The sequence below is a fragment of the Pseudomonas sp. genome, from assembly GCF_036387035.1.
In the GTDB taxonomy this organism is placed as follows: domain Bacteria; phylum Pseudomonadota; class Gammaproteobacteria; order Pseudomonadales; family Pseudomonadaceae; genus Aquipseudomonas.
The window spans coordinates 19,974-42,170 of record NZ_DASVUM010000024.1 but is presented as its reverse complement, the minus strand read 5'-3'; the positions used below and the strand labels follow the sequence as shown (position 1 = coordinate 42,170).

The 22,197-nt window shown below is 59.2% G+C and carries 21 protein-coding genes and 1 pseudogene; 15 read left to right on the top strand and 7 right to left on the bottom strand.

From position 1 onward, the window contains the following. The first annotated feature begins 34 nt into the window (after positions 1-34). The 6 genes from VF672_RS02100 (at position 35) to VF672_RS02075 (ending at position 5,484) form a co-directional block, all read left to right on the top strand. Positions 35-1,528, top strand: a complete 1,494-nt coding sequence (locus tag VF672_RS02100) for an acetyl-CoA hydrolase/transferase family protein (RefSeq protein ID WP_331100967.1) — start codon at positions 35-37, stop codon at positions 1,526-1,528. Between the two features lie 319 nt (positions 1,529-1,847). Beyond that, positions 1,848-2,063, top strand: a complete 216-nt coding sequence (locus VF672_RS02095; protein WP_331100949.1) for a DUF1127 domain-containing protein — start codon at positions 1,848-1,850, stop codon at positions 2,061-2,063. A 364-nt stretch (positions 2,064-2,427) separates the two neighbouring features. Continuing rightward, positions 2,428-2,745, top strand: a complete 318-nt coding sequence (locus VF672_RS02090; protein WP_331100947.1) for a DUF2388 domain-containing protein — start codon at positions 2,428-2,430, stop codon at positions 2,743-2,745. Positions 2,746-2,862: 117 nt separating this feature from the next. Beyond that, the gene (locus VF672_RS02085; RefSeq protein ID WP_331100945.1) at positions 2,863-3,168 is read left to right on the top strand and encodes a DUF2388 domain-containing protein; all 306 of its coding nucleotides are present in this window, start codon (positions 2,863-2,865) and stop codon (positions 3,166-3,168) included. A 37-nt stretch (positions 3,169-3,205) separates the two neighbouring features. Continuing rightward, positions 3,206-3,526, top strand: coding sequence for a DUF2388 domain-containing protein (locus VF672_RS02080; protein ID WP_331100943.1), 321 nt, complete (start codon positions 3,206-3,208; stop codon positions 3,524-3,526). Further along, complete coding sequence (locus VF672_RS02075) at positions 3,523-5,484, top strand: DUF4105 domain-containing protein (RefSeq protein ID WP_331100941.1); 1,962 nt, start codon at positions 3,523-3,525, stop codon at positions 5,482-5,484. Before VF672_RS02080 ends, VF672_RS02075 begins: the two co-directional genes overlap by 4 nt. A 30-nt stretch (positions 5,485-5,514) precedes the next feature. On the opposite strand, the gene VF672_RS02070 is transcribed toward VF672_RS02075, so the two are convergent. Further along, the gene (locus VF672_RS02070; RefSeq protein WP_331100939.1) at positions 5,515-5,916 is read right to left on the bottom strand and encodes a GFA family protein; all 402 of its coding nucleotides are present in this window, start codon (positions 5,914-5,916) and stop codon (positions 5,515-5,517) included. Between the two features lie 323 nt (positions 5,917-6,239). Here VF672_RS02070 and VF672_RS02065 point away from each other — a divergent pair, with 323 nt between their 5' ends. The 9 genes and pseudogenes from VF672_RS02065 (at position 6,240) to VF672_RS02025 (ending at position 16,568) form a co-directional block, all read left to right on the top strand. Further along, positions 6,240-7,547 (top strand): CitMHS family transporter, encoded by a 1,308-nt coding sequence (locus VF672_RS02065; RefSeq protein WP_331100937.1) that lies wholly within the window; start codon positions 6,240-6,242, stop codon positions 7,545-7,547. A 66-nt stretch (positions 7,548-7,613) separates the two neighbouring features. Then, positions 7,614-8,379, top strand: a pseudogene (locus tag VF672_RS02060) (TerC family protein). 264 nt (positions 8,380-8,643) lie between these two features. Beyond that, positions 8,644-10,287 carry a Na/Pi cotransporter family protein gene (locus VF672_RS02055; protein ID WP_331100935.1) on the top strand — a complete coding sequence of 548 codons (1,644 nt, stop codon included), beginning with the start codon at positions 8,644-8,646 and terminating at the stop codon, positions 10,285-10,287. A gap of 67 nt (positions 10,288-10,354) precedes the next feature. After that, the gene (locus tag VF672_RS02050) at positions 10,355-11,737 is read left to right on the top strand and encodes a M16 family metallopeptidase (RefSeq protein WP_331100933.1); all 1,383 of its coding nucleotides are present in this window, start codon (positions 10,355-10,357) and stop codon (positions 11,735-11,737) included. A gap of 99 nt (positions 11,738-11,836) precedes the next feature. Next, the gene (locus VF672_RS02045; RefSeq protein ID WP_331100931.1) at positions 11,837-13,012 is read left to right on the top strand and encodes a DUF5924 family protein; all 1,176 of its coding nucleotides are present in this window, start codon (positions 11,837-11,839) and stop codon (positions 13,010-13,012) included. 10 nt (positions 13,013-13,022) lie between these two features. Continuing rightward, on the top strand, positions 13,023-14,192 hold the full coding sequence (locus tag VF672_RS02040) for an ABC transporter permease (RefSeq protein WP_414705558.1): 1,170 nt from the start codon (positions 13,023-13,025) through the stop codon (positions 14,190-14,192). Then, the gene (locus VF672_RS02035) at positions 14,189-14,995 is read left to right on the top strand and encodes an ABC transporter ATP-binding protein (protein ID WP_331100927.1); all 807 of its coding nucleotides are present in this window, start codon (positions 14,189-14,191) and stop codon (positions 14,993-14,995) included. Before VF672_RS02040 ends, VF672_RS02035 begins: the two co-directional genes overlap by 4 nt. Next, positions 14,995-15,933, top strand: a complete 939-nt coding sequence (locus VF672_RS02030; RefSeq protein WP_331100965.1) for an MlaD family protein — start codon at positions 14,995-14,997, stop codon at positions 15,931-15,933. Before VF672_RS02035 ends, VF672_RS02030 begins: the two co-directional genes overlap by 1 nt. Then, positions 15,930-16,568 (top strand): ABC-type transport auxiliary lipoprotein family protein, encoded by a 639-nt coding sequence (locus VF672_RS02025; RefSeq protein ID WP_331100925.1) that lies wholly within the window; start codon positions 15,930-15,932, stop codon positions 16,566-16,568. Before VF672_RS02030 ends, VF672_RS02025 begins: the two co-directional genes overlap by 4 nt. Here the strand turns inward: VF672_RS02025 and VF672_RS02020 are convergent. The 6 genes from VF672_RS02020 to VF672_RS01995 all read right to left on the bottom strand — a co-directional run bounded on the left by VF672_RS02020 (position 16,541) and on the right by VF672_RS01995 (position 22,050). Next, positions 16,541-17,779 carry a nucleoside recognition domain-containing protein gene (locus VF672_RS02020; RefSeq protein WP_331100923.1) on the bottom strand — a complete coding sequence of 413 codons (1,239 nt, stop codon included), beginning with the start codon at positions 17,777-17,779 and terminating at the stop codon, positions 16,541-16,543. The two genes, VF672_RS02025 and VF672_RS02020, sit on opposite strands and share 28 nt — an antisense overlap. A 97-nt stretch (positions 17,780-17,876) precedes the next feature. Next, positions 17,877-19,208 (bottom strand): glutamate/aspartate:proton symporter GltP, encoded by a 1,332-nt coding sequence (gene gltP, locus VF672_RS02015; protein ID WP_331100921.1) that lies wholly within the window; start codon positions 19,206-19,208, stop codon positions 17,877-17,879. A 707-nt stretch (positions 19,209-19,915) separates the two neighbouring features. Continuing rightward, a complete protein-coding gene (locus VF672_RS02010; protein WP_414705557.1) occupies positions 19,916-20,383 on the bottom strand; it encodes an inhibitor of vertebrate lysozyme family protein in 468 nt (155 codons plus the stop codon). A gap of 2 nt (positions 20,384-20,385) precedes the next feature. Then, entirely contained in the window at positions 20,386-20,550 is a 165-nt protein-coding gene (locus tag VF672_RS02005; protein WP_002555679.1) for a DUF1328 domain-containing protein, read from the bottom strand. Between the two features lie 90 nt (positions 20,551-20,640). Further along, positions 20,641-20,925, bottom strand: a complete 285-nt coding sequence (locus VF672_RS02000) for a hypothetical protein (protein ID WP_331100863.1) — start codon at positions 20,923-20,925, stop codon at positions 20,641-20,643. A gap of 270 nt (positions 20,926-21,195) precedes the next feature. After that, positions 21,196-22,050 carry a BON domain-containing protein gene (locus VF672_RS01995; RefSeq protein ID WP_331100861.1) on the bottom strand — a complete coding sequence of 285 codons (855 nt, stop codon included), beginning with the start codon at positions 22,048-22,050 and terminating at the stop codon, positions 21,196-21,198. Positions 22,051-22,197 lie beyond the last annotated feature (147 nt).

Sequence of the window (22,197 nt, the reverse complement as noted above, 5' to 3'; positions counted from 1 at the left end):
CTTCGCATACGCATCTTGTCCTGAGAATAACCCTATGTACCAAGAAAGAATCCGCCTGCCCTCACTGATGAGCAAGATAATGAGCGCGGCCGATGCTGCTTCCTTGATCAAGGACGGCATGACCGTCGGCATGAGCGGCTTCACCCGCGCCGGCGAGGCCAAGGCGGTGCCCCAGGCGCTGGCTGAGCGAGCGAGGACATCACCGCTGCAAATCAGCCTTATGACCGGCGCCAGCCTGGGCAACGATCTGGACAAGCAACTGACCGAAGCGGGCGTACTTTCCCGTCGCATGCCCTTCCAGGTAGACAGCACACTGCGCCGGGCCATCAACGATGGCACCGTGATGTTCATTGACCAGCATTTATCGGACACCGTCGAGCAGCTGCGCAATCGCCAGATCAAGGCCGTCGATATCGCGGTGATCGAATGCGTGGCGATCACCGAAGAAGGTCACCTTGTGCTCAGCACCTCGGTCGGCAACTCGGCAAGCTTCGCCATTCTTGCCGAGCACGTGATCATTGAGATCAACCTTGCGCAGCCCTTGGAGCTTGAAGGGCTTCACGACATCTATATACCCACCTACCGGCCAACACGCCTGCCGATCCAGGTGCTAAAGACGGACACCCGGATCGGCAGCCAGGCCGTGAAGATAGACCCGGCAAAAATCGTCGGAATCGTGATCAGTAATCAAGCCGATTCTCCATCGACTGTCTTGCCGGCGGACATTGACACCCAGGCCATCGCCGGGCACTTGGTTGAGTTTTTCAAAAACGAAGTGCGACTAGGCCGCCTGACCCATCAGCTCATGCCGCTACAGGCAGGGGTCGGCACCATTGCCAACGCCGTCATGACCGGGCTGATCGATTCGCCGTTTTATGGCATGACTATGTATTCCGAGGTGCTACAAGACTCGACGTTCGACTTGTTCGAAGCGGGCAAGCTGGATTTTGCTTCGGGGTGCTCGATGACCTTGTCCGAGCGCAAGCACGCGGCAGTCTATGAGAATCTGGAGCAGTACAGATCCAGACTGTTACTACGCCCTCAGGAAATCTCCAACCATCCAGAGGTCGTGCGGCGGCTGGGCATCATCGGAATCAACACCGCGCTGGAATTCGACCTTTATGGGAACGTCAACTCGACCCACGTGTGCGGGACGCGAATGATGAACGGAATAGGCGGGTCGGGCGACTTTGCGCGCAATGCTCACCTTGCCATCTTCGTGACAAAATCCGTTGCTAAAGCCGGGGCAATCTCGAGTGTGGTGCCGATGGTGAGTCACGTGGACCACACCGAACACGACGTTGATATTCTCGTCACAGAGATCGGGCTGGCCGATCTGCGAGGTCTTGCGCCACGCGAACGGGCTCGGGTGATCATCGACAACTGTGTCCACCCTGCCTACCGCGAGGCGTTGAATGATTATTTTCGTCGCGCCTGCGCAATTGGGGGTCACACGCCACATGTTCTGCGGGACGCACTCAGTTGGCACCTGAACCTTGAGGAAACAGGGCGCATGCTGGCAGTGTGAAAACACAGTTATCTTGTGACAGCGATTTTTTTTAGTCACGAGGCACAGACTGAACGACTAACTCTCAGAAACTGTACTGCTGTACGGGTAACTTTCAGGAGTCAAACCGCGAAACTGCCCTTCCATATGCCCAAAAAGCACACTTATGGTGCAGGGCAGTACAGTTGCCCCACTTCCGAACAAAACAGTCGCACTTAACAGTGAACTGAAGCAGCACAATACAAATGAACTGTGTCTAGAGAGAGAAGGGCAATGAGAGGAATATTGTCACCAATCAAGTCACTCTCTAATCCCGCCACAAGCGGAAGGAAGAAGCACCATGGAACGCACCCTCAGTTCCGAACTGTTCTACGAAGACACCGCAAAAACTGCAAAAGCCTCGTTGCCGCTGCGCATGTTCGCCAACCTGATGCTCTGGCAGCGTCGTCTGTCCAGCCGCCATCAACTGGCTCGCCTGGATGCACGCCTGCTGGCTGACGCCGGTATCAGCGAATCCCAGCGTTACGAAGAGCTGAGCAAGCCGTTCTGGCGCTAATGTAGCGTCTGCTGGTCCCAGGCCAAACGCCTCTCACCAGCAACCCTAATTGTTCAAACAAAACCCGTCAGCAGGCTCCTGCTGACGGGTTTTGCCGTTTCAGGAGGGCATGAAGCGTGGAGAGGGCATCAACAGTACAGTTTTTATCGATGCAAAATAGTACCAGTACAGACCTTTAAAACCGCGGGCATGCGCCTTGATGCGTGGCCATACGATCGAACGGCCTGCTTCGCGAGGATGGTTTGCGAGCGAGCTAATAAGCTAATCTTGCCTTACCTCGACCAAGCACTCGCAAGACAGCTCACGCTGACCTTTCCGATTTATGCGTCTTTGGTTTTCGAATCCCGTTATTTGGAGTGTCAATATGTCTCGCGTTCGCTTGCTGAGTGCCGCTTTCCTGATCGTTGCTGCCACCGGGGCACAGGCTTCCAGCTTCGTGGTCACTACCGACACCATCGTGCGTGCGCTCGATGCTTCCTCCAACGCCACGTCTAAAATTTCCTCCTCGTTCCATGACGACAAGATCGTCCTGGCCGCGCGGGACGATGCGGCGAGCTTCGTTGCCAGCGAAGGCGGGATTCGGGGCGTGCAGCTACAGGGCGCCCTGCAGCACATACGCGAAGTAGCGCCTGGGCTGCAGGCATCAGACGCACAAATCGCGCAGGCCATTCTCGCCATCTGATTCAGGCTCGCGACAGGTTTCACCCGTACGCCTCAGGTCTTTGCGCTAGCTCTGACCCGGGGTGTTGCGCTAGCCTTGCGCCTCGCTTCACAGAACCTTGATAACCCCTGAATAGCCATGCATTCGTTGTCACGCCTAGTAGCTGTGGTCACCGCCACCTTGAGTGTTTCCACTCAGGTTCTAGCGTTCGACTTGACCACGCAAAGCCTGGTCAAAAGCGGATACGCCACCAGCCAGGTGACGACCGGACCTTTCGACAACAAGCTGATAATTGCCGCCCAGGATGACGCTGCAGTGTTTGTCGCCAGTGACGGCCAACTGCGAGGAGCACGGCTGGAGTCAGCGTTGGCGTACCTGCGTCAAACCCGCCCGAAACTTCATGCAAGCGACCTTGAACTGGCGCAGGCAATCCTCGTCCAATAGTCACTTTTTTGTAACTTCCGTATTTTGGAGACGTTCCATGCGTACCCCGTTGATGGCTGCCGCCCTCGGCCTGCTCTTGCTGACTGACATGGCACAGGCTCAAACCCTGAAGGCCACCAGTAACATCGTCGTTCGCGCCCTCGGCCGCAGCATCGACTTCACCTCTGACACCACTTCATCCGTACGCAACTGGAAGCTCGTGCTAGAAGCCCGTGATGATGCCGCCAGCTATGTGGCCAGCAACGGCGACATCCATGGTGCATTGCTCGACGCAGCCTTTATCACACTGCGTGATCGCTTGCCTGAAGCCCGTAATGCCAGCGATCAGGACCTCGCCGAGGCCATCCTCGCGCTGTGAACCGCCTCGCTGTCTGGCTGCTGACGTCGGCGCTCTCGCTGATTTGCACGAGCGCCTTCGCCGACCTGAGCCTGTCGCTTCATACCGACGGGCTCAGTCCTGCACAAAAAATGGCCAGCCAGACACTGCTCGACGAAGCCATGGCGCATCTGCCTCCACTGTTCGTCAGCAAGCTTGATCGCAAGGTCGAAGTGCATTGGACCGACGACATGCCGTCCAACGCGTACGGTCGTGCAGACGGCCCTTACCGGCTGGACCTCAATCAGCACTTGCTCGCGGGTCTGACTGACGGCACTGCCGCCACGACCCGCACCACTCGACCTCACGGCACCGTGCGCGAGGAAATGCTCGCCACGGTCCTGCATGAACTGACCCACATTTATGATCACGCGCAGCTGTGGTCGCCTGAAGACCGCAAGTTGATTGTTGCGTGTACCCGCCAAGGCAAGAGCGTGGGCAAAGTGGGCCTGCGTGACAGCTGCCGGGGTCAGACAGACCGACGCTTCACACTGAGTGATGATCCGCGGCTTCTGGACCTGGCCGGATGGCCGCAGTACGTCGGTCGCCGCGGTGACCGGGAAGAGCGCAACGGTCAGGTCGCGCGCAGCCCGGACATCTACGAGATCAGCAGCCCGCTGGAATTCGTTGCGGTGAACATGGAGTATTTCCTCCTCGATCCGGCCTACGCCTGCCGCCGTCCTGCGCTGTACGACTATTACAAGGCTCGGTTCGACTGGGCGCCAGCGACGAAGGATCCGTGCCCGACGTCCTATCCTTATCTCAACGCCGGTAACGACTTTGCCCGAGAGCCATTGGGCAAGCTCGACCCCGAGCGCGTGTACGAAGTTGATTACCTGCTCGCCGAGGCCAATCAGAATCTGGCTAGCCGTTGGGGCCATAGCATGCTCCGGCTGGTGATCTGCAAGCCCGGTCGCCCGCGTGGCCCCGATTGCCGGCTCGACCTGGATCAGCACCTCGTGCTGTCGTATCGCGCCTTTGTCAACGACCTACAGCTGTCCAGCTGGAGCGGCTTGACCGGCAAGTATCCGTCGCGCCTGTTTGTGCTGCCGCTCGGTCAAGTGATCGATGAGTACACCAAGACCGAACTGCGCGGCCTGGCCTCGGTTCCGCTGAAACTGTCCCGTGAGGAGATCAATGGTCTGGTTCAGCACTCTGCCGAGATGCACTGGGCCTATGACGGGGACTACTGGTTCCTGTCCAACAACTGCGCGGTGGAAAACTTGAAGCTGCTGCGCAGTGGCACTAACGATCCGCGGCTTGTCGGACTGGACAGCATCATGCCCAACGGGCTGCTGGAGGTCTTGAAGGGCAGGGGGCTGGCGGACACCAGCGTGCTGGACGATCCGAAAAAAGCGCTGCGCATGGGCTACCGCTTCGACTCGTACCGCGACCGTTATCAGGCGATGTTCGATGTGTTGCGCAAGACCACCAACGTCAAGCAAGCCAATGTAGAGGACTGGCTCGCATTGACCCCGCAGGAGCGGCGCCCGTATTTCGCTCAGGCTGATCTGCGCACCAGCGCTGCGATGCTGCTGCTGGAACAGGCCGGGCTGCGGCGTCAGTTATTGCTCGCGCAGGATGAGGTTAAACAGCGATACCTCAGTGCCGTTGAGCAAAAGGACAACGGCGTCTCCAAGGCGACGGGCACCTTGCAGGACATTCTGGCGAACAGCGGGTTCTTGAGTCGTCCAGCGGAATTGCTCGGCAGCGGTGGCTACGGCCTGCCGCAGGAAGGCGAGTGGAAGCGACTGGAAGACGAAAGCAGCCAGCGGCAGAAACAGCTTCAGCGGCTCAGCGGCGACCTGGATAAAGAGGTGAGGGCGCTGCTTGATCCCGACCGCGCCGCCGAGATCGCGGCGACAGAAGACAACCTCAAGCAGGTCGGCGAACACCTTCGGGCGCTGCACAAGGCAGCCGGCGGGTTGGAGCTGCCTTGATCCTGGCGCACCTTTGGGGTCGGCGGTGACTCAGGCGCTTTCCGTGGGCTCACCCGGCAGTTGCTCGTCCAGATGCAGCCACGGCAAGCGGCTGTCGGTCCAGATGTGTCGATCGGCAGGCGTCAGTTCAGGTTGATCGAGAGTCGCGATGGTCACGTCCATGCTGTCCGGTGTGTTTCGGCTGAACAGCGCGACTTGCGCACCACAGTTGTTGCAGAAATACCGTACACACGTCGGACCTGAATCATACGTGGCAGGACTTCCTGCCAGCCATTTGAAAGCCTCGACCGGCACGCTGGTCCACGTCGTCACGATACCGCCCGAGGTGCGCCGACAAATCGAACAATGGCAGTGCGCAACGTCATCCACTGGCGCATCGAGCTGGTAGCGCAGATTGCCGCAATGGCATCCGCCGGTATGCAATTCACTCATGAGCACTCTCCGGGTTGTGTAGGGAGTCTGACCGCATCATTAAGCCGATAACTCACACGGCCGTTCTTCAACCTGACACGCGCAGCGAAAGCTGGCTGAAAGCTTCCCCGTTTAGCATCACCTCACCGCCGGCAACAGACCGGTCGGCCAGGACGAACGCGCTTGATGTTCTCCGGCCCATCTACAACAACAATTAGGTGATTCCCGATGCTTGCATGTGCCCTGCAGTACCCCCTAGTAATTCCCGACTCCACGCGCCGCTCGTTTTGAGCTGATTGACTCGTCTCGTCCGTTCCCACGCCGCGTAACGCTGGAGTATTGCTATGTTGACCTTCCTCGGCTTCGCCATGGTCGTCGCCTTCATGTACCTGATCATGAGCAAGCGCTTGTCCGCGCTGATTGCCTTGATCATCGTTCCTATCGTATTTGCCCTGTTCGGCGGCTTTGCCTCTGACATCGGCCCAATGATGCTGGCCGGCATCACCAAGCTTGCGCCCACCGGCGTCATGCTGATGTTCGCCATTCTTTATTTCGCACTGATGATCGACTCCGGGCTGTTCGACCCGGCGGTGCGCAAGATCCTCAAGCTGGTGAAAGGCGACCCGGTCAAAGTGTCGGTCGGCACCGCTGTGCTGGCGCTGGTCGTCTCGCTGGACGGTGACGGCGCCACAACGTACATGATCTGCGTGGCCGCCATGCTGCCACTGTACAGCCGTCTGGGCATGAGCCCGCGCATCATGGCCGGCTTGATCATTCTGGCCGGCGGTGTGATGAACATGACGCCCTGGGGCGGCCCGACCGCGCGTGCCGCGAGCGCCCTGCATGTCGATCCATCCGATATCTTCGTTCCAATGATTCCGGCAATGCTGGCAGGCGTTGTGGCGATTCTGGTGATTGCCTACGTCTACGGCAAACGTGAACGTGCGCGCCTGGGTGAACTGCAGTTGCCGGGTGACGAAAGCGACCACAGCGACATCAGCGTTTCCCAGTTTCCCGAAGCGCGCCGTCCCAAGCTGATCTGGTTCAACGCCGCACTGACGCTGGTGCTGATGGTTGCCCTGATCATGGGCCTGCTGCCGTTGCCGGTGCTGTTCATGATTGCGTTCAGTATCGCCATGATCGTCAACTACCCGTGCCTGCAAGCGCAGAAAGACCGTGTGGCGGCTCACGCCGGGAGCGTGCTGGCAGTGGTCGGACTGATTTTTGCCGCGGGGATCTTTACCGGTATCCTGTCGGGCACGGGAATGGTCGACGCGATGTCGAAAAGCCTGCTGGCTGTGATTCCTGAAGCGATGGGCCCTTATCTGGCCGTCATCACCGCTTTGGTCAGCATGCCGTTCACCTTTTTCATGTCCAACGATGCGTTTTACTATGGCGTGCTGCCGGTATTGGCCGAGGCCGCTTCGCATTACGGCATCAGCCCGGTGGAAATGGCACGTGCCTCGATCGTCGGTCAGCCCGTCCACCTGCTAAGTCCGTTGGTGCCCTCGACGTATCTGCTGGTGGCACTGGCGGGAATCGAATTTGGTGATCATCAGCGCTTCACCCTCAAATGGGCCGTGCTGGTGTGCGTGTGCATCCTGATCGCCGCGCTGCTGATGGGGATTTTCCCGTTTTTCAGCAGTCTATAACGCAACTCAACGCTCCCACTGGCGCCACCGCGCCAGCGGGGACACGAAAGCTCAAAGGAATACGTAATGGAATGGCTGACCAACCCTGAGATCTGGGTTGCTTTCTTCACGCTGACCGCCCTGGAAATCGTGCTGGGCATCGACAACATCATCATGATTTCGATTCTGGTCAGCCGCATGCCCAAGGCGATGCAGCCGCGGACCCGGATCTTCGGCCTGGCCCTGGCGATGGTGACGCGGATTCTGCTGCTGCTGTCGATCACTTGGGTCATGCGCCTCACCGACGACCTGTTCGTGGTTTGGGGCCAGGGCATTTCCGGGCGCGACCTGATCCTGTTCTTCGGTGGCCTGTTCCTGTTGTGGAAGAGCTCGCAAGAGATCTACCACGGCATGGAAGGTGAAGAAGAGACGCAGGACGAGCCGAAAGGCAAGGGCGGCATGTTCCTGTACACCATCCTTCAGATTGCAATCATCGACATCGTATTCTCGCTGGACTCGGTCATCACCGCCGTGGGCATGGTCTCCCACGTACCCGTGATGGTGGCGGCGATCATCGTGGCGGTGCTGATCATGATGCTGTGTGCCGGCGTTATCAGCGACTTCATCGAGAAGCACCCCTCGCTGAAGATGCTGGCGCTGTCATTCCTGATCGTTGTCGGCACCGTGCTGATTGCCGAATCGTTCGATGTGCATGTGCCCAAGGGGTACGTTTACTTCGCCATGGCGTTCTCGTTGGCGGTCGAGGCAATCAACATCAAGATGCGCACGTCGATGGCGAAGAAGCGCGCATCGCAGGACGGTGAGGCTTCCTAAGGACGTCCCAGGTCAGTAACGTTCGCTGCGTCGACATAAAAAAACGGGGCCCATCGTGTGCCCCGTTTTTTTTATCGCTGCGAATCAACGGTGCTGTCTTCAAACGCCTGATTTATGACAGATTTGTTTCATGAAATAATCCGCTGTGCCATGCTGGCATTAAGGCCGCAGGCCGACTAAAGCTTAGTTGAGCGCGCTGTTCAGTCCTCTCAAGCGCCTGCGCTCGTTACACGCTGGACCTTTTAACCATTGCCCGATGGGCAACCTACAGGGGGCTCTCCGTATGCTGACCCTGCTCGATTTGCTTTCCGCCGTCGCGCTGTTGATCTGGGGTACACACATCGTTCGGACCGGCATCCTGCGTGTCTACGGCTCGCAGTTGCGTCGCGTCATCGGACAAAACATGTCCAAACGCCCGCTGGCGTTCGTCGCGGGGATACTCGTCACCGCACTGGTGCAAAGCAGTAATGCCACGGCAATGCTGGTGACTTCCTTCGTTGGCCAAGGGTTGATGGGCCTGACGCCTGCGCTGGCGATCATGCTGGGTGCCGACGTCGGCACGGCGGTGATGTCGCGAATCCTCACCTTTGACCTGTCGTGGCTGTCACCGCTGCTCATCTTTCTGGGCGTGATCTTCTTTCTGTCACGCAAGCAAACCCGCGTAGGGCAACTGGGCCGTGTCGGTATCGGGCTGGGCCTGATCATTCTTGCCTTGCAGCTGATCGTCACGGCTGCCGCGCCGATCACTCAGGCGGCCGGGGTGAAGGTGTTGTTTGCATCACTGACGGGCGACCTGCTGCTCGACGCATTGGTCGGCGCCATGTTCGCGCTGATCTCCTACTCTAGCCTCGCTGCCGTTCTGCTGACCGCGACCCTGGCTGGCGCGGAGATCATCAGCCTGCCGGTGGCCATCGGTCTGGTCATCGGCGCCAACATTGGCAGCGGTCTGCTGGCGTTCCTCAGCACCAGCATGCAAAACGTGGCGGGGCGACAAGTCGCGCTGGGCAGCCTGCTGTATAAACTGATCGGCCTGCTGCTGATAACGCCCGTGCTGACCCCGCTGGTGGCCTGGATGGACACGCTGAATGTCAGCCCGTCGAGCCTGGTGATCAGCTTTCATGTGATCTACAACTCTCTGCGCTGCCTGATCATGCTGCCTACAGTAGGGCCGATGGGGCGCCTCTGCGCGTCGATTCTGCCGCAGAAGGCTGAAATCAACGGCCAGACCAAAGCTCGCCATCTGGACCTGACCGCGCTGGCGACGCCGAGCCTCGCTCTGGCCAATGCGGTGCGCGAAACGCTACGCATGGGCGACCTGATCGACAGCATGCTCAATGCCATGCAAGAGGTGCTGCGGGGCAACCAGACGGCGGTCACCCAAGAAGTGCGCAGGCTCAACGACGATGTCGAGGTGCTTTATAACGCGATCAAGTTGTACCTGGCGCAGATGCCCCGCGACGATCTCAGCGAGCAGGACAATCGCCGCTGGGCCGAGATTATCGAACTGGCCATCAATCTGGAGCTGGCGAGCGGGCTGATCGAGCGCATGCTGCGCAAGGTCCAGCAGCAAAAGACGTCCCAGCGCCGGTCGTTTTCCGACGTTGGTCTGGAAGAGCTCTCCGGTCTGCATGAGCAATTGATGGCGAACCTGCGTCTGGGCTTGTCGGTCTTTCTCAGCGGTGACCCGGAAAGCGCGCGCCAGTTGTTGCGCGAGAAGCGTCGTTTCCGGGCACAGGAACGGCGTCTGGCCCACGCCCATGTCAGCAGGCTGCAACGCAAGATCGTGCAAAGCATTGAGACAAGCTCCCTGCACCTTGAGCTGATTTCCGACATGAAACGCTTGAACTCGCTGTTCTGCAGCAGCGCCTACGCGGTCCTCGAGACCACTGACACAGGCGCGTTGTCCAGCGAGGGCCACGCGGAATAATCGAGGTGAACGCAGGGGCCGCTTCGAAGTCTGTTACACATACCGGCCCGCAAGGAAGCCCGTTTTTATGCGTCGCCTGCTGTTCGTTTGTCTGGTTCTGACATCCCTTTCTTCCATGGCCCTCGACCGGTTTCAGGTAGAGGGCTACGTGCTGCCCAATGGTTTGCAGCTGCTGCTCAAGCCTGCAGATAAGGGCCACGTCGCTATTCGCCTCGTTGTAGGCATCGGCTTCGATGATTTCAAATGCGAAGACAAAGAGCTGCCGCATCTGCTTGAGCATTTGTTGTTCAGTGGCATCGACAACAGCGGCGAAGGCGGGCTGGAGCAGCAGATGCAGGCGCTGGGCGGGGAGTGGAACGCCTTCACCAGCAATACCGACACCACCTTTGTCATCGAGGCACCGGCGCAAAATCAGCGCAAGGTGCTTGATCTGCTGCTTAATCTGCTGACCCACACGCAAATCAACCAAGCGAATCTGGACACTGCCAAGCGCATCGTCGCCCGCGAAGACGGTGGCCATTATTCGCACTTGCAGCGCTGGCTGGACAAGCGCGATCTGGGCCACAGCGCCGGCAATCAGCTTGCTGTGGAGCTGGGCCTCAAGTGCCCGGAGCGGCCGGAAGTCGATCACCTCACGCTCGATCAGATCGAGAACATCCACGACAACTGGTACGCCTCCAATAACATGACGCTGATCATCGTGGGCGACCTCGACAAGTTGCTGCCTGCCTACCTTGAGCGCACATTCGGCCAGCTCAATGCGGTCGACCCCACAGAACATCCGCCCCTTCGCTCTATTTCAGAAAAAGCTGATCCCGAACGCACCCTGGTGCGCGGCGCCTTGGGCGATGGGGCGAAGCTGCATCTGCTGTTTCCCGAGCCGGACATGGGCGAGCAGCATGATGAAACCTGGGATCTGGTCAAGGCGTATCTGGACTGGGCGCTGTACAGCGAACTGCGTCTGGACAAGGGGTATTCCTACGGACCATGGGCCGAGCGGGAGGCGTTCGGAGACACGGGCTTCCTTAGCCTGAATGCGGATCTGGACCGTGAAGATGTGGATTCAGCCACCACAGCGGTGCGCTCGATGCTGCAGCGGTTGCGCAAGGAAGGCATGGACCCGGCCACCTTCGCACGCCTGCAGCAGGCCTCCATCGCCAAACAGGCCTGGGTGGTCCAGGGCAACAGCGCGTTGGCCGACTATTACTGGGGTGCGCTGAATGATTATGACGATGGCCGTTTTCAGGACCCCGCCAAGCGTGCGCGGGGTGTGAGTCTGGACTTGGCAAATCAGGCGATGCGTCAGCTGCTCGCGCAACCTGGGTATCTTCGGGTCGAGGAACCGCTGCTCAGCTACGACGAACTGTACGGGATCGGATTCCTGCTGCTGGCGATCCTGGCATTGCTGATTGCCTGGCGTTGGCGAATACACAAAAAGCGGCCGTTGTAACCCGGGCATGCATCGCTCAGGATTCGTGCAAGCCGGCCCAGTGGGATGTTGGCTATTTTTTAATCACCCAGACTCATCGACCGAGAGTGACGCCCCACGATGCCGGACATCAACGCCATCATTCAGCATTCGCTGGTACAGCGGGTACTGGAGTTCATCAAGCGCTACCCCGGCCTCATTGCGTTCTTTGGTTTTTGCTCAGGCATCGGCAGCTTTATCCTGGTGGATCGCCAGGCCAAACTGGCGACCTGGATTGCGGTCATCCTGTTGGTCAGCTGGATCTGGCTAATGGTGGAAAACAGCGCGGTGGCGCTCTTCGCCAAGATGTTCAAACGCGAGATCCCGCAACCTCTGCTGCGCTACGGCACGCAGATGATTCATCAGGAAAGCCTGTTTTTCGTGCTGCCGTTCTTCTTCGTGACTACCACTTGGTACAGCGGCCAGCTGGCGTTCACCGGACTGCTCGGAGCGGCGGGCCTGATTTCGATCATCGACCCGCTGTACTACAAATGGCTCGCCCCGCGCCGCTGGGCATTTATGGCCCTGCACACCCTGACGCTGTTTGCCGCATTGCTCACGGCGCTGCCGATCATCGTTCACCTGACCACCGCCGAGAGTTACAAACTGGCGCTGGGCATTGCGATGCTGCTGTCGTTCCCCAGCATGGCGTCGGGCTATCCGATCAATAACTGGAAGCGCGGCGTTGGGCTGGTGGCGATGACACTGGCGATCGGAGGAGTCGGTTGGATGGCACGGTTCTGGGTGCCGCCGGCAACTCTCTGGCTAACCGAGGCGGCCATCAGCACACGCTTCGATAACCAGAATCGTACCCCCGGCGAGAGCATTCAGGAGATTGGCGTTAACCAACTGCGCAGCGCCGGCTTGTATGCCTACACGTCGATCAACGCCCCGCGTGGCTTGAATGAGCGGATTTATCATGTCTGGCGCCACAACGGCGAGGAAATAGAGCGTATTGCTCTAGACATCAAGGGCGGTCGTGAGGAAGGCTATCGAGCCTGGACACACAAGCAGAATTTTCCGCCAGACGTATTGGGCAAATGGCAGGTGAGGGTGCTCACGGAGGACGGCCAGATGATCGGCGTGCTGCGCTTTGATGTAACCGAGCGAGATCAGCCCGCCGTCACGCGCAACAAGATCAAGCCGGCCGGCCTGAAGCCAGGCACCGATGCGGCCGATCCGGGCGATTCCGCCTCAAAAAAACCTGCGGACAGTGCGCCAGGCGAGAGCCCCTCCGCCCCGGCCAAAACCAACTAAGCTCGTCGCTATGACCCCACTGACCACGCAGGCTCCCTCCGCGTCCAAGGTTCCAGGACGCGTCTTACTGGACATGTCGAGCAATCCCGTGCAGCTGCGGATTGCCGGAGACTGGACGCTCGCCCATTACCGTGAACTCAAGCGCCAGACCGACGCATTGAGCACCGCCTTCGGACCCACCACTCACGTGGACATGGATGAACTGGGGGCGCTCGACACCGCCGGCGCTTCGTTGCTGGTTGAGCTGCTTGGCGTACAGCGTCTGCGGTTACTGGCTGTGCAAGCGCCCAACCTGCCGGAATCCAGTCGAGCGTTGATGCAGACCATCCAGAGCGCCTTGGCTGACTATTGCCAGCCCGTCAGAGAACCTGAAGCGGCTGTGGGCATGCAGTTGCTGGCGCGCATTGGCGCGGCGGTGGACGTGATCTGGAAAGACACATTGCAACTGCTGGGCTTTATCGGACTCATCCTGCAGACCTTCGCCTCAACCCTGTTCCGACCACGGCGCTGGCGGACCACTTCTGTGATCGCCCATATCGAGCAAATCGGTCTGGACGCCGCGCCCATCGTGGCGCTGCTGACCTTCATGGTTGGCGCGGTGGTCGCCTTTCTCGGCGCCACAGTGCTGAAGGCGTTTGGCGCGACGATTTTCACCGTCGACCTGATCGGCTTCTCGTTCTTGCGCGAGTTCGCGGTGTTACTGACTGCCATTCTGCTGGCCGGTCGTACGGCCAGCGCCTTCACCGCGCAGATCGGCTCGATGAAGGCCAACGAGGAATTGGATGCCCTGCAAACCCTGGGGCTGAGCCCTACAGAGTTGCTGGTGCTGCCCCGCGTGATCGCGCTGCTTATCTCACTGCCCATGCTGACCTTTCTTGCGATGATCTGCGGCATTGTCGGGGGCGGCGTGGTCTGTGCCTTATCCCTGGGCATCTCACCGGCCATGTTCCTTTCGTTGATGCAGGCCGATATCGGGGTGCAGCACTTTCTGGTGGGCATCGCCAAGGCGCCGATCTTTGCGTTCTTCATCGCCGCGATCGGCTGCCTGGAGGGCTTCAAGGTCGAGGGCAGTGCCGAATCTGTCGGTGCTCACACGACGTCCAGCGTGGTGCAGTCAATTTTTGTGGTCATCGTGCTGGACGCACTGGTCGCGATGTTTTGCATGGAGATGGGCTGGTGACTCGACGCTGCGTACAACCTGTCGAAACGGTGATCGAGGTTCGCGGCTTGAGCAATCGCTTCGGCCCGCAGGTGGTGCACGAGCACCTCGATCTGGACCTGTATCGCGGGGAGATCCTCGGCGTGGTGGGCGGCTCCGGCGCAGGCAAGTCGGTGTTGCTGCGCAGCATTGTCGGGCTGCAGAAGCCTACTGCGGGGAGTGTCCGGGTATTGGGGCAGGATTTGCTGAGCCTGTCCGACAAAGCGCGCTCTCAGGTTGAACGACGTTTTGGTGTGCTGTTTCAGAAAGGCGCGCTGTTTTCCTCGCTGACCATCACTGAGAACGTCGCGCTGCCGTTGATTGAACACGCCGGCCTGAACCGCGACGAGGCCGAGCATCTGGCCGGGATAAAAATGGCACTGGCCGGGCTGCCGCTGTCAGCAGCGCACAAATACCCGGCCTCGCTCTCAGGCGGCATGATCAAGCGCGCGGCGTTGGCGCGAGCGCTGGCGCTGGACCCGGACATCCTGTTTCTGGACGAACCCACTGCCGGGCTCGACCCGATTGGCGCTGGCGCGTTCGACCAGTTGATCCTGACCCTGCGCGACGCATTGGGACTGAGCGTTTTCATGGTTACCCATGACCTCGACACGCTTTATACAATTACCGACCGCGTCGCCGTGCTGGCACAGAAACGCGTGCTGGTTGCCGACAGCATCGACCGCGTGTCCGCAACCAAGGACGCCTGGATTCACGAATACTTTCATGGCCCGCGCGGCCGCTCGGCCTATTCGGCGGCCACCCACCCACACGAGGTCTCATGATGGAAACCCGCGCCCATCACGTTCTGATCGGCCTGTTCACGGTCATCGTGGTCGCCGCCGCGCTGCTGTTCGGCCTGTGGCTGGCCAAATCCAGCGTCGACTCGGCTTTCAAGGACTATCAGGTTGTCTTCAACGAGGCCGTCACCGGGTTGTCCCGCGGCAGCCCGGTGCAGTACAGCGGGATCAAGGTCGGCGACGTGGTGCAGCTGCGCCTCGACCCTCAGGACCCTCGCCGCGTGCTGGCGCAGATCCGCGTTGCCGGAGAAACGCCGATCAAGCGCGACACCTTCGCCAAACTGGCCCTTGCTGGTATCACCGGCACCTCGCTCATTCAGCTCAGCGGCGGCACACCCCAGAGCGAGGCGCTGAAGGGTGAGGGCGGTAACCTGCCAGTCATCATCGCCTCGCCGTCGCCCATTTCTCGATTGCTGAACGACAGCGACGATTTGCTCAGCGGTACCAACGCGCTGCTGCATAACGCCAACGCCATGTTTTCCGAAGGCAACGTCGAGACGTTGTCACGCACGCTCCAGCACCTTGAGCAGACCACCGGGGCGATCGCCGATCAGCGCGACGACATTAGTCAGGCTTTGAAGCAGATGACGTTGTTGAGCAAGCAGGCCGGCACGACCCTTGAGCAAACCTCAACGCTGATGCGCAACGCCAACCAGTTGCTGACCAGCGACGGCAAACAAACCATCGCCAGCGCACAGCAGGCAATGAAAGCGCTTGAGCAGAGCAGCCAGACCATTAATACGCTGCTCAAGAACAATCAGAATTCGGTCAATGATGGTTTGCAGGGGTTGGGCGAACTGGGTCCGGCGATCCGCGAGCTGCGTGAAACCCTGAGCGCTGTGAAAACCGTTTCACGCAGCCTGAATGCCAACCCGAGCGGCTATTTGCTGGGCAGCGATAAGAAAAAGGAGTTCGAGCCATGAGGTTTATCGGTCAGTACGTCACCCGATTACTACTGGCGGCAACCGTACTGTCGCTTGGCGCCTGTTCGATTCTCCCTGAGCAAGCGCCATCGGACGTTTACCGTCTGCCGACCGCATCACGCGCCAGTGCCGGGAAGGCGCCCGTGTCATGGTCGCTGCGGGTGGTTCGGGCCAAATCCAGCGAGACCCTGGACAGCCCGCGCATTGCGGTCATACCGCAGGGCGATGTCATCAGCAGCTACAAGGGCGCACGGTGGAGTGATCCGGCGCCGGTCCTGCTGCGCAACCGCCTGACCGACGCGTTCTATGGCGATGGGCGAATACAGTCGATCAGCACCGACGACAGCAATTTGCAGGCCGATTTCGAATTGGGAGGGGAGCTGCAAGCGTTTCAGAGCGAGTATCGCGGGGCCGCCATTGAAGTGCTGATTCGCTTTGATGCGCGGCTCGCCGACGATCGCCAGCGGATCGTGGCAAGTCGGCGTTTTGAAGTGCATCAGCCGGTGGGTGACAAGCAGGTGTCGGCGGTGGTCTCGGCGTTCGGCCAGGCCAGCGATACGCTGGCCGCCCAAGTGCTGCAATGGACCGTCGAGCAGGGCGGGAAGCGTTACACCGCCGAGCCGAAGAACCAATAGCAGACCGAGATCGCTGCGACGACTCCGGCAAATTCCGCCAGCAGCGCGCAGCCCACGGCGTGTCGCGCTCGCTGGATGCCCACCGCGCCGAAATACACTGCCAATACGTAAAAGGTGGTTTCGGTGCTGCCTTGAATCGTCGCCGCGACGAGTGCCGGGAAACTGTCGACGCCTTGGGTTTTCATGGTTTCAATCAACATGGCCCGCGCCGCGCTGCCGGAGAAGGGCTTGACCAGTGCGGTCGGCAGCGCGTCGACGAAGCGGGTGTCCATGCCCATCCACTGTATCCCGTGACGAATACCCTCCAGGATAAAATCCAGCGCGCCCGATGCCCGAAGCACGCCCACGGCGCAGAGCATCGCGACCAGATAGGGCAGCAGGTTTTTGGCGACATCGAAGCCTTCTTTCGCACCCTCGACGAAGGTCTCGTACACCTTGACCTTGCGCAATGCGCCAATCACCAAGAACAACATGATGATGCCGAACAGCGTCACATTGCCCAGCACCGACGACAGGCTCGATAGCGCAGTGGCAGACAACCCCGCCAGTACAGCCATGAAACCGCCCAGCAGCAGCGCGCCGGGAACCAGGTAAGCGAGCACCACCGGGTCCCATAATTTGAGGCGCTGCATGAACGCCACCGACAGCAGACCGACCAGCGTCGAGGCGCTGGTGGCGAGCAGGATCGGCAGGAACACCATGGTGGGGTCGGCGGCGCCTTGCTGGGCGCGGTACATGAATATTGTCACCGGCAGCAGCGTCAGCGAAGAGGCGTTGAGCACCAGAAAGAGGATCTGCGCATTGCTGGCCACGGTCTTGCTGGGATTGAGTTCTTGCAATGAGCGCATGGCCTTGAGGCCAATAGGCGTGGCGGCGTTGTCCAGACCCAGCGCATTGGCGGCGAAGTTGAGGGTGATTAGCCCCAGGGCCGGGTGGCCGCGCGGCACTTCTGGCATCAGCCGGTGGAACAGCGGCGCCAGGACTTTCCCCAACCAGTCGACGATCCCGGCCTTGTCGGCGATGTTGAGAAAGCCGAGCCAGAGGGTCAGGGTGCCGAACAACAGCACCATGACCTCCACAGACAGCTTGGCCATGGCGAAGATGCTTTCGACCATGGCGGCAAAAACGCCTGCATTGCCCCCGACCAGCCATTGCGCCAGCGCAGATATCGCCGCGACCACGAAAAATCCAAGCCATAGGCCGTTCAGCATATAAATCCCCTCGCAAGATGCGGCGATGATAACGGCGGGGCCAGAAACAACAAACCCCAGCCGGAGCCAGGGTTTGTTCATTAAGGTTGCTTAGGGATCACTCGATTGTCGATTGACCCGCCGGTACAGGCTCCTTGCTACGCCAGTGCGGCAGGGAGTTCCAGTAGCGCTCGCCTTTGGCGTCGTCGTACATTCCCTCCCACCGGGAGATCACCAGCACCGCGAGTGCGTTGCCGATCACGTTCAGCGCCGTGCGTGCCATGTCCATGATGCGGTCGACGCCGGCGATGAACGCCAGGCCTTCCAGCGGAATGCCCACGCTGCCCAACGTCGCCAGCAGCACCACAAAGGAAACGCCCGGGACACCGGCGATGCCTTTGGACGTCACCATCAGGGTCAGGACGAGCATCAGCTGCTGGCCGATCGACAGGTCGATGCCATACAACTGAGCGATGAACAGGGCCGCGATGCTTTGATACAGCGTCGAACCGTCCAGGTTGAACGAGTAGCCGGTCGGCACCACGAAGCTGCTGATGGCTTTCGGCGCACCGTACGCTTCCATCTTCTCGATCACACGCGGCAGCACGGTCTCGGAGCTGGCAGTTGAGTAGGCCAGCACCAATTCGTCCTTGAAGATGCGCATCAGCTTGAGCACCGAGAAGCCGAACAGCCGCGCAATCAGCCCCAGCACCACGAAGGCGAAGAAGGCGATGGCGACGTACACCAGTATCACGAGCTTGGCCAACGGCAGCAGCGACGCGAAGCCGAAGTTGGCGACGGTCACGGCAATGAGCGCGAACACGCCAATCGGGGCGTAGTTCATGATCATGTGCGTAACTTTGAACATGGTCTCCGAAACGCCCTGGAATACCTTCACCAATGGATCACGAACTTCCGCGTTCAGGCTCGACAGGCCCAGACCAAAGAACACCGAGAAGAATATGATCGGCAGCATGTCGCCACGGGCAACGGCTGCAAAGATATTCGACGGGATGAGGTTGAGGATCGTCGCGACGAACGCATGGTCATGCTGCACTTCAGCCGTGGTCTTCTGGTACTGCGAGATGTCTACCGTGCCGAGCGTGCTCATGTCGATCCCGGTGCCAGGATGGAAAACGTTGGCCAGCACCAGTCCCACCACGATGGCAATCGTGGTGACGACTTCGAAGTAGAGGATGGTCTTCAGGCCGATACGGCCAAGCTTCTTCGCGTCGCCGACGCCGGCGATGCCCACCACCAGCGAGGAGATCACGATCGGGATAACGATCATTTTGATCAGGCGGATAAAGATGTCGCCGGCCGGCTGCAGGATATTGCTGATCCACCACGCTTTCTCGGTGCTGAAATGGTTCAGGATCGCTCCAATGGCGATACCCAGGACCAGGCCGATGAGGATCTGCCAGGCGAGGCTCAGTTTTGCCTTCTTCATGTCATTACCTTGTTGTCATTGCCGAGACATCCCCCAACCACGCGTTCGTCATTGCGCTTGCCAGCAAGCGTGACGCCGCGGTTACCGTCAGGACTGTCTCGTGAGTGGCCGCAAGCGAGCATCCGAGCTCTGAGCAGGCGAAAAAGGCGCAACTATTCCGACGGTGACCCTCATCGTCTAATGCCGTAAATGACTACCCTATGCTGAATCGGCATGATGTAAATCAATCACTTAGGAAGAAGCGCGCCAAAACAGGGCGTCCGGACAGGACCTCATAATGCTGAGAAGTGGCAAAAACATCGCCTGTAGCGTGATTGCCTGCCTGGGAATACAAAGCAAAGGGCTGTGACGAGAAAGCGTCACAGCTGCAGATGGGCTGGTTTTTTGGCGATATACGGTCGTAGGAAATGTAGAGGAGAGAATGTAGGACTCTCGAGACCGAGCGAACGTAGCGGACAATGAAGGAGCAATAGCTTGTTTGCGCGACGCAGGTCCATTGTCGGATAAAGGTTCGAACCTATCGGACGATGGACGTGCGTTGCGGCTTGCCTGACCCGGCCCACACGTGGGAGTACTCCCTGTACACCTAGGACGCTCCAACCACTCCATTGGTCGAAACGCCCCGACCCCTTGGTCATACGCGCACCGTCTTCGGGCTGCGCGTCTATCAGGAAGACCTGTCAGCGACAGATCTTCCATCATTCAAATCAGTACCAGTTCGGATCTTTCTTGAGCTGTTCTTTGAGAAGGCCTTGCATGCCTTCGTCAGGTTTGCCCAAGAACCGGTAATCCGCATGACGTGTTGGCGATTTGTCTGCAGGCAAACCCTCAGGCACTTCAACCAACATGGCGTAAGCATGGGACTTGTTCAGACTAAACGCCACGATAAGACGTTTGTTGCGACAGCTGTCCTGGGTTTCGCAGAGCGGACCCACTAGATACTTATCGCCGTCTTCGGTCACAGCGTTCATCTGCTCCGCGGAGCCAGAAAGATTGATCACCCAGTCGGGCAGCCGCTCTTCTTTCTTTACCACGCTCGACCAGGTTTCTCGGTACTCGGGGTCTGAGCTTAAAAGCTCATTGACCCGAGATTGCCCGTCATTGGCCGCCATGGCAGTAACGCTGGCGCTCGCCAGGAGCGCCAGTGTCAGTGCATGGAGATGCTTGACGCCCATGTTCAGCCTCGGCCGCGACGACCAAAGAAGAACGACACCACGAACATGACGAGGAAGACCACGAACAGGATCTTGGCAATGCCGGTAGCAGTACCTGCGATACCACCAAAACCAAGGACGGCTGCAACGATTGCGATGATCAGAAATGTGATTGCCCAGCTCAACATGGTGACTCTCCTTTACTGTTTATTTGATTTCTTGCTACATCGAGGCGTCGGCGTGACCCTCGGGGTAGATCGCGTCTTCGACCCTGAGGATCAGAAAACCCAGCTTTGCTGACGCGGCGCTTCATCAGAAGTCGCGGCCGCATCATCAACTTGCAGACTCAGGGCAACGTCCGACGCTTTCAGCGCGCTTGCTTTAACAAACGGGGCAGTGTGCGCATGGGAGTAATAGGCCTGAGTCACTTCTTGAGTCTGATTCCAGTGGTTGAACTGCTGTACCGCAATGAGCGTGATCATCAACGCCAGGCTGGCAAACAAACCTTGCTGCAAGTGCAGAGGGGAGATACGCAGTTTGGTGGCGAGATGTTGAGCGTTCATTCAGCTGACTCCTGGCAATCTTGTCGGCCCTCGTCCGGGCCTTTGTTGTCAGGGATATTGCACGCTGTGTGCCAGCTCGCACCGATCATTTTTATCGTTATAAATCAGTGGGTTAAGTTGCCTGATCGGAAGCTTCGTACGCGCAAGCTGCACGATTGAACATTTGCCATCGTGCAGCTTGCACGAATCCGTGGACACCGCGTGATCTGCCAAATTCATCTGGAATGCAGAATGCGACATTCCGCCTCCATCCGGCCGCAGCGAAGCGCTCTAGCCCGCGCTGCGCGCTGTGACTCGCAGGGTGTCGGCATCAACGCCCTTGACCCCGCGGATGTTTCGAGCAATCTCGACAGCCAGCTCCTTTTCGGCGTAATTGGCGACCACACCGTCCAGTGTGACGACGCCGTTCTTGGTCTCGACCTTGATGTTCAGTCCATCGAGGGTGCGGCTATATATAAGGCTGGATTTAACCTTGCTGGTGATCCATGCATCGCTGAACTCTTCGCGCACACTGTTGGCCTGCTGCTCGTTCTGCTCCTTTATCGCCTGGGTATCCCGTGCGCTGACGCTGATGAGGTTGTTCACCTCTGTCACGCCATCGGTATTGGTCGCCAGGCTTCCGGCCAATTGCTTGGCATCCGCGTCTTTAGCCTGTCCCTTGAGGGTCACGATGCCCTGGGCCGCGCTGACATCGATGTTCAGTGCCTCGGTCACGCTGTTCCACAGCAGTTTGGATTTGATGGTCGCCGTCAGCGTTGCGTCGTCAAAACGCTGAGCCATAGAGGCTTTGGTGCCGAGATCAGCGGCGACCTGAGGATCGACCTCCAACTGGTTATCGACTCTGTTGATCCCCTGAATGTCACCGGCGATCTGCGACGCCAGATCCTTGTCCACCTGATTCTCGACCTTCCCCTTGAGGACCGCAGTGCCTTGCTCGACATCCACACTGATTTTAAACGGGCTCAAATGCCGATTCAGGGCAAAGGCCGTCCAGATCGAACCCTCCTGCCGCGCCTCGGCGAGCTGGGTTTGCAGATCGGCAGAGGCAGCGTGAGCGATGACAGGCGTCAGGCCGAGCAGGCTGGTAGCGGTCATGGCCAGAGCGATCTTCTTCAACGGGTGCATGGCAAATCTCCAGACAATTGCAAAAAGGTACCTGTGGACAGACTTGTCTTTTGCCCGGATGTTCGACGGTGCGCGGTGTTGCGTGTGTCGAGCTGCGCCGTGGCGGTTCCCATATGCCGACTGTCATGGATCAGCAAGTCAGGGTTT

Coding starts and splice junctions, on each gene's coding strand:
- VF672_RS02025 (WP_331100925.1), top strand. CDS start 15,930: ATGAGGTTTATCGGTCAGTACGTCACCCGATTACTACTGGCGGCAACC.
- VF672_RS02010 (WP_414705557.1), bottom strand. CDS start 20,383: ATGGGCGTCAAGCATCTCCATGCACTGACACTGGCGCTCCTGGCGAGC.
- VF672_RS02080 (WP_331100943.1), top strand. CDS start 3,206: ATGCGTACCCCGTTGATGGCTGCCGCCCTCGGCCTGCTCTTGCTGACT.
- VF672_RS02070 (WP_331100939.1), bottom strand. CDS start 5,916: ATGAGTGAATTGCATACCGGCGGATGCCATTGCGGCAATCTGCGCTAC.
- VF672_RS02030 (WP_331100965.1), top strand. CDS start 14,995: ATGGAAACCCGCGCCCATCACGTTCTGATCGGCCTGTTCACGGTCATC.
- VF672_RS02020 (WP_331100923.1), bottom strand. CDS start 17,779: ATGCTGAACGGCCTATGGCTTGGATTTTTCGTGGTCGCGGCGATATCT.
- VF672_RS02045 (WP_331100931.1), top strand. CDS start 11,837: ATGCCGGACATCAACGCCATCATTCAGCATTCGCTGGTACAGCGGGTA.
- VF672_RS02085 (WP_331100945.1), top strand. CDS start 2,863: ATGCATTCGTTGTCACGCCTAGTAGCTGTGGTCACCGCCACCTTGAGT.
- VF672_RS02005 (WP_002555679.1), bottom strand. CDS start 20,550: ATGTTGAGCTGGGCAATCACATTTCTGATCATCGCAATCGTTGCAGCC.
- VF672_RS02000 (WP_331100863.1), bottom strand. CDS start 20,925: ATGAACGCTCAACATCTCGCCACCAAACTGCGTATCTCCCCTCTGCAC.
- VF672_RS02100 (WP_331100967.1), top strand. CDS start 35: ATGTACCAAGAAAGAATCCGCCTGCCCTCACTGATGAGCAAGATAATG.
- VF672_RS01995 (WP_331100861.1), bottom strand. CDS start 22,050: ATGCACCCGTTGAAGAAGATCGCTCTGGCCATGACCGCTACCAGCCTG.
- gltP (WP_331100921.1), bottom strand. CDS start 19,208: ATGAAGAAGGCAAAACTGAGCCTCGCCTGGCAGATCCTCATCGGCCTG.
- VF672_RS02065 (WP_331100937.1), top strand. CDS start 6,240: ATGTTGACCTTCCTCGGCTTCGCCATGGTCGTCGCCTTCATGTACCTG.
- VF672_RS02095 (WP_331100949.1), top strand. CDS start 1,848: ATGGAACGCACCCTCAGTTCCGAACTGTTCTACGAAGACACCGCAAAA.
- VF672_RS02090 (WP_331100947.1), top strand. CDS start 2,428: ATGTCTCGCGTTCGCTTGCTGAGTGCCGCTTTCCTGATCGTTGCTGCC.
- VF672_RS02050 (WP_331100933.1), top strand. CDS start 10,355: ATGCGTCGCCTGCTGTTCGTTTGTCTGGTTCTGACATCCCTTTCTTCC.
- VF672_RS02055 (WP_331100935.1), top strand. CDS start 8,644: ATGCTGACCCTGCTCGATTTGCTTTCCGCCGTCGCGCTGTTGATCTGG.
- VF672_RS02040 (WP_414705558.1), top strand. CDS start 13,023: ATGACCCCACTGACCACGCAGGCTCCCTCCGCGTCCAAGGTTCCAGGA.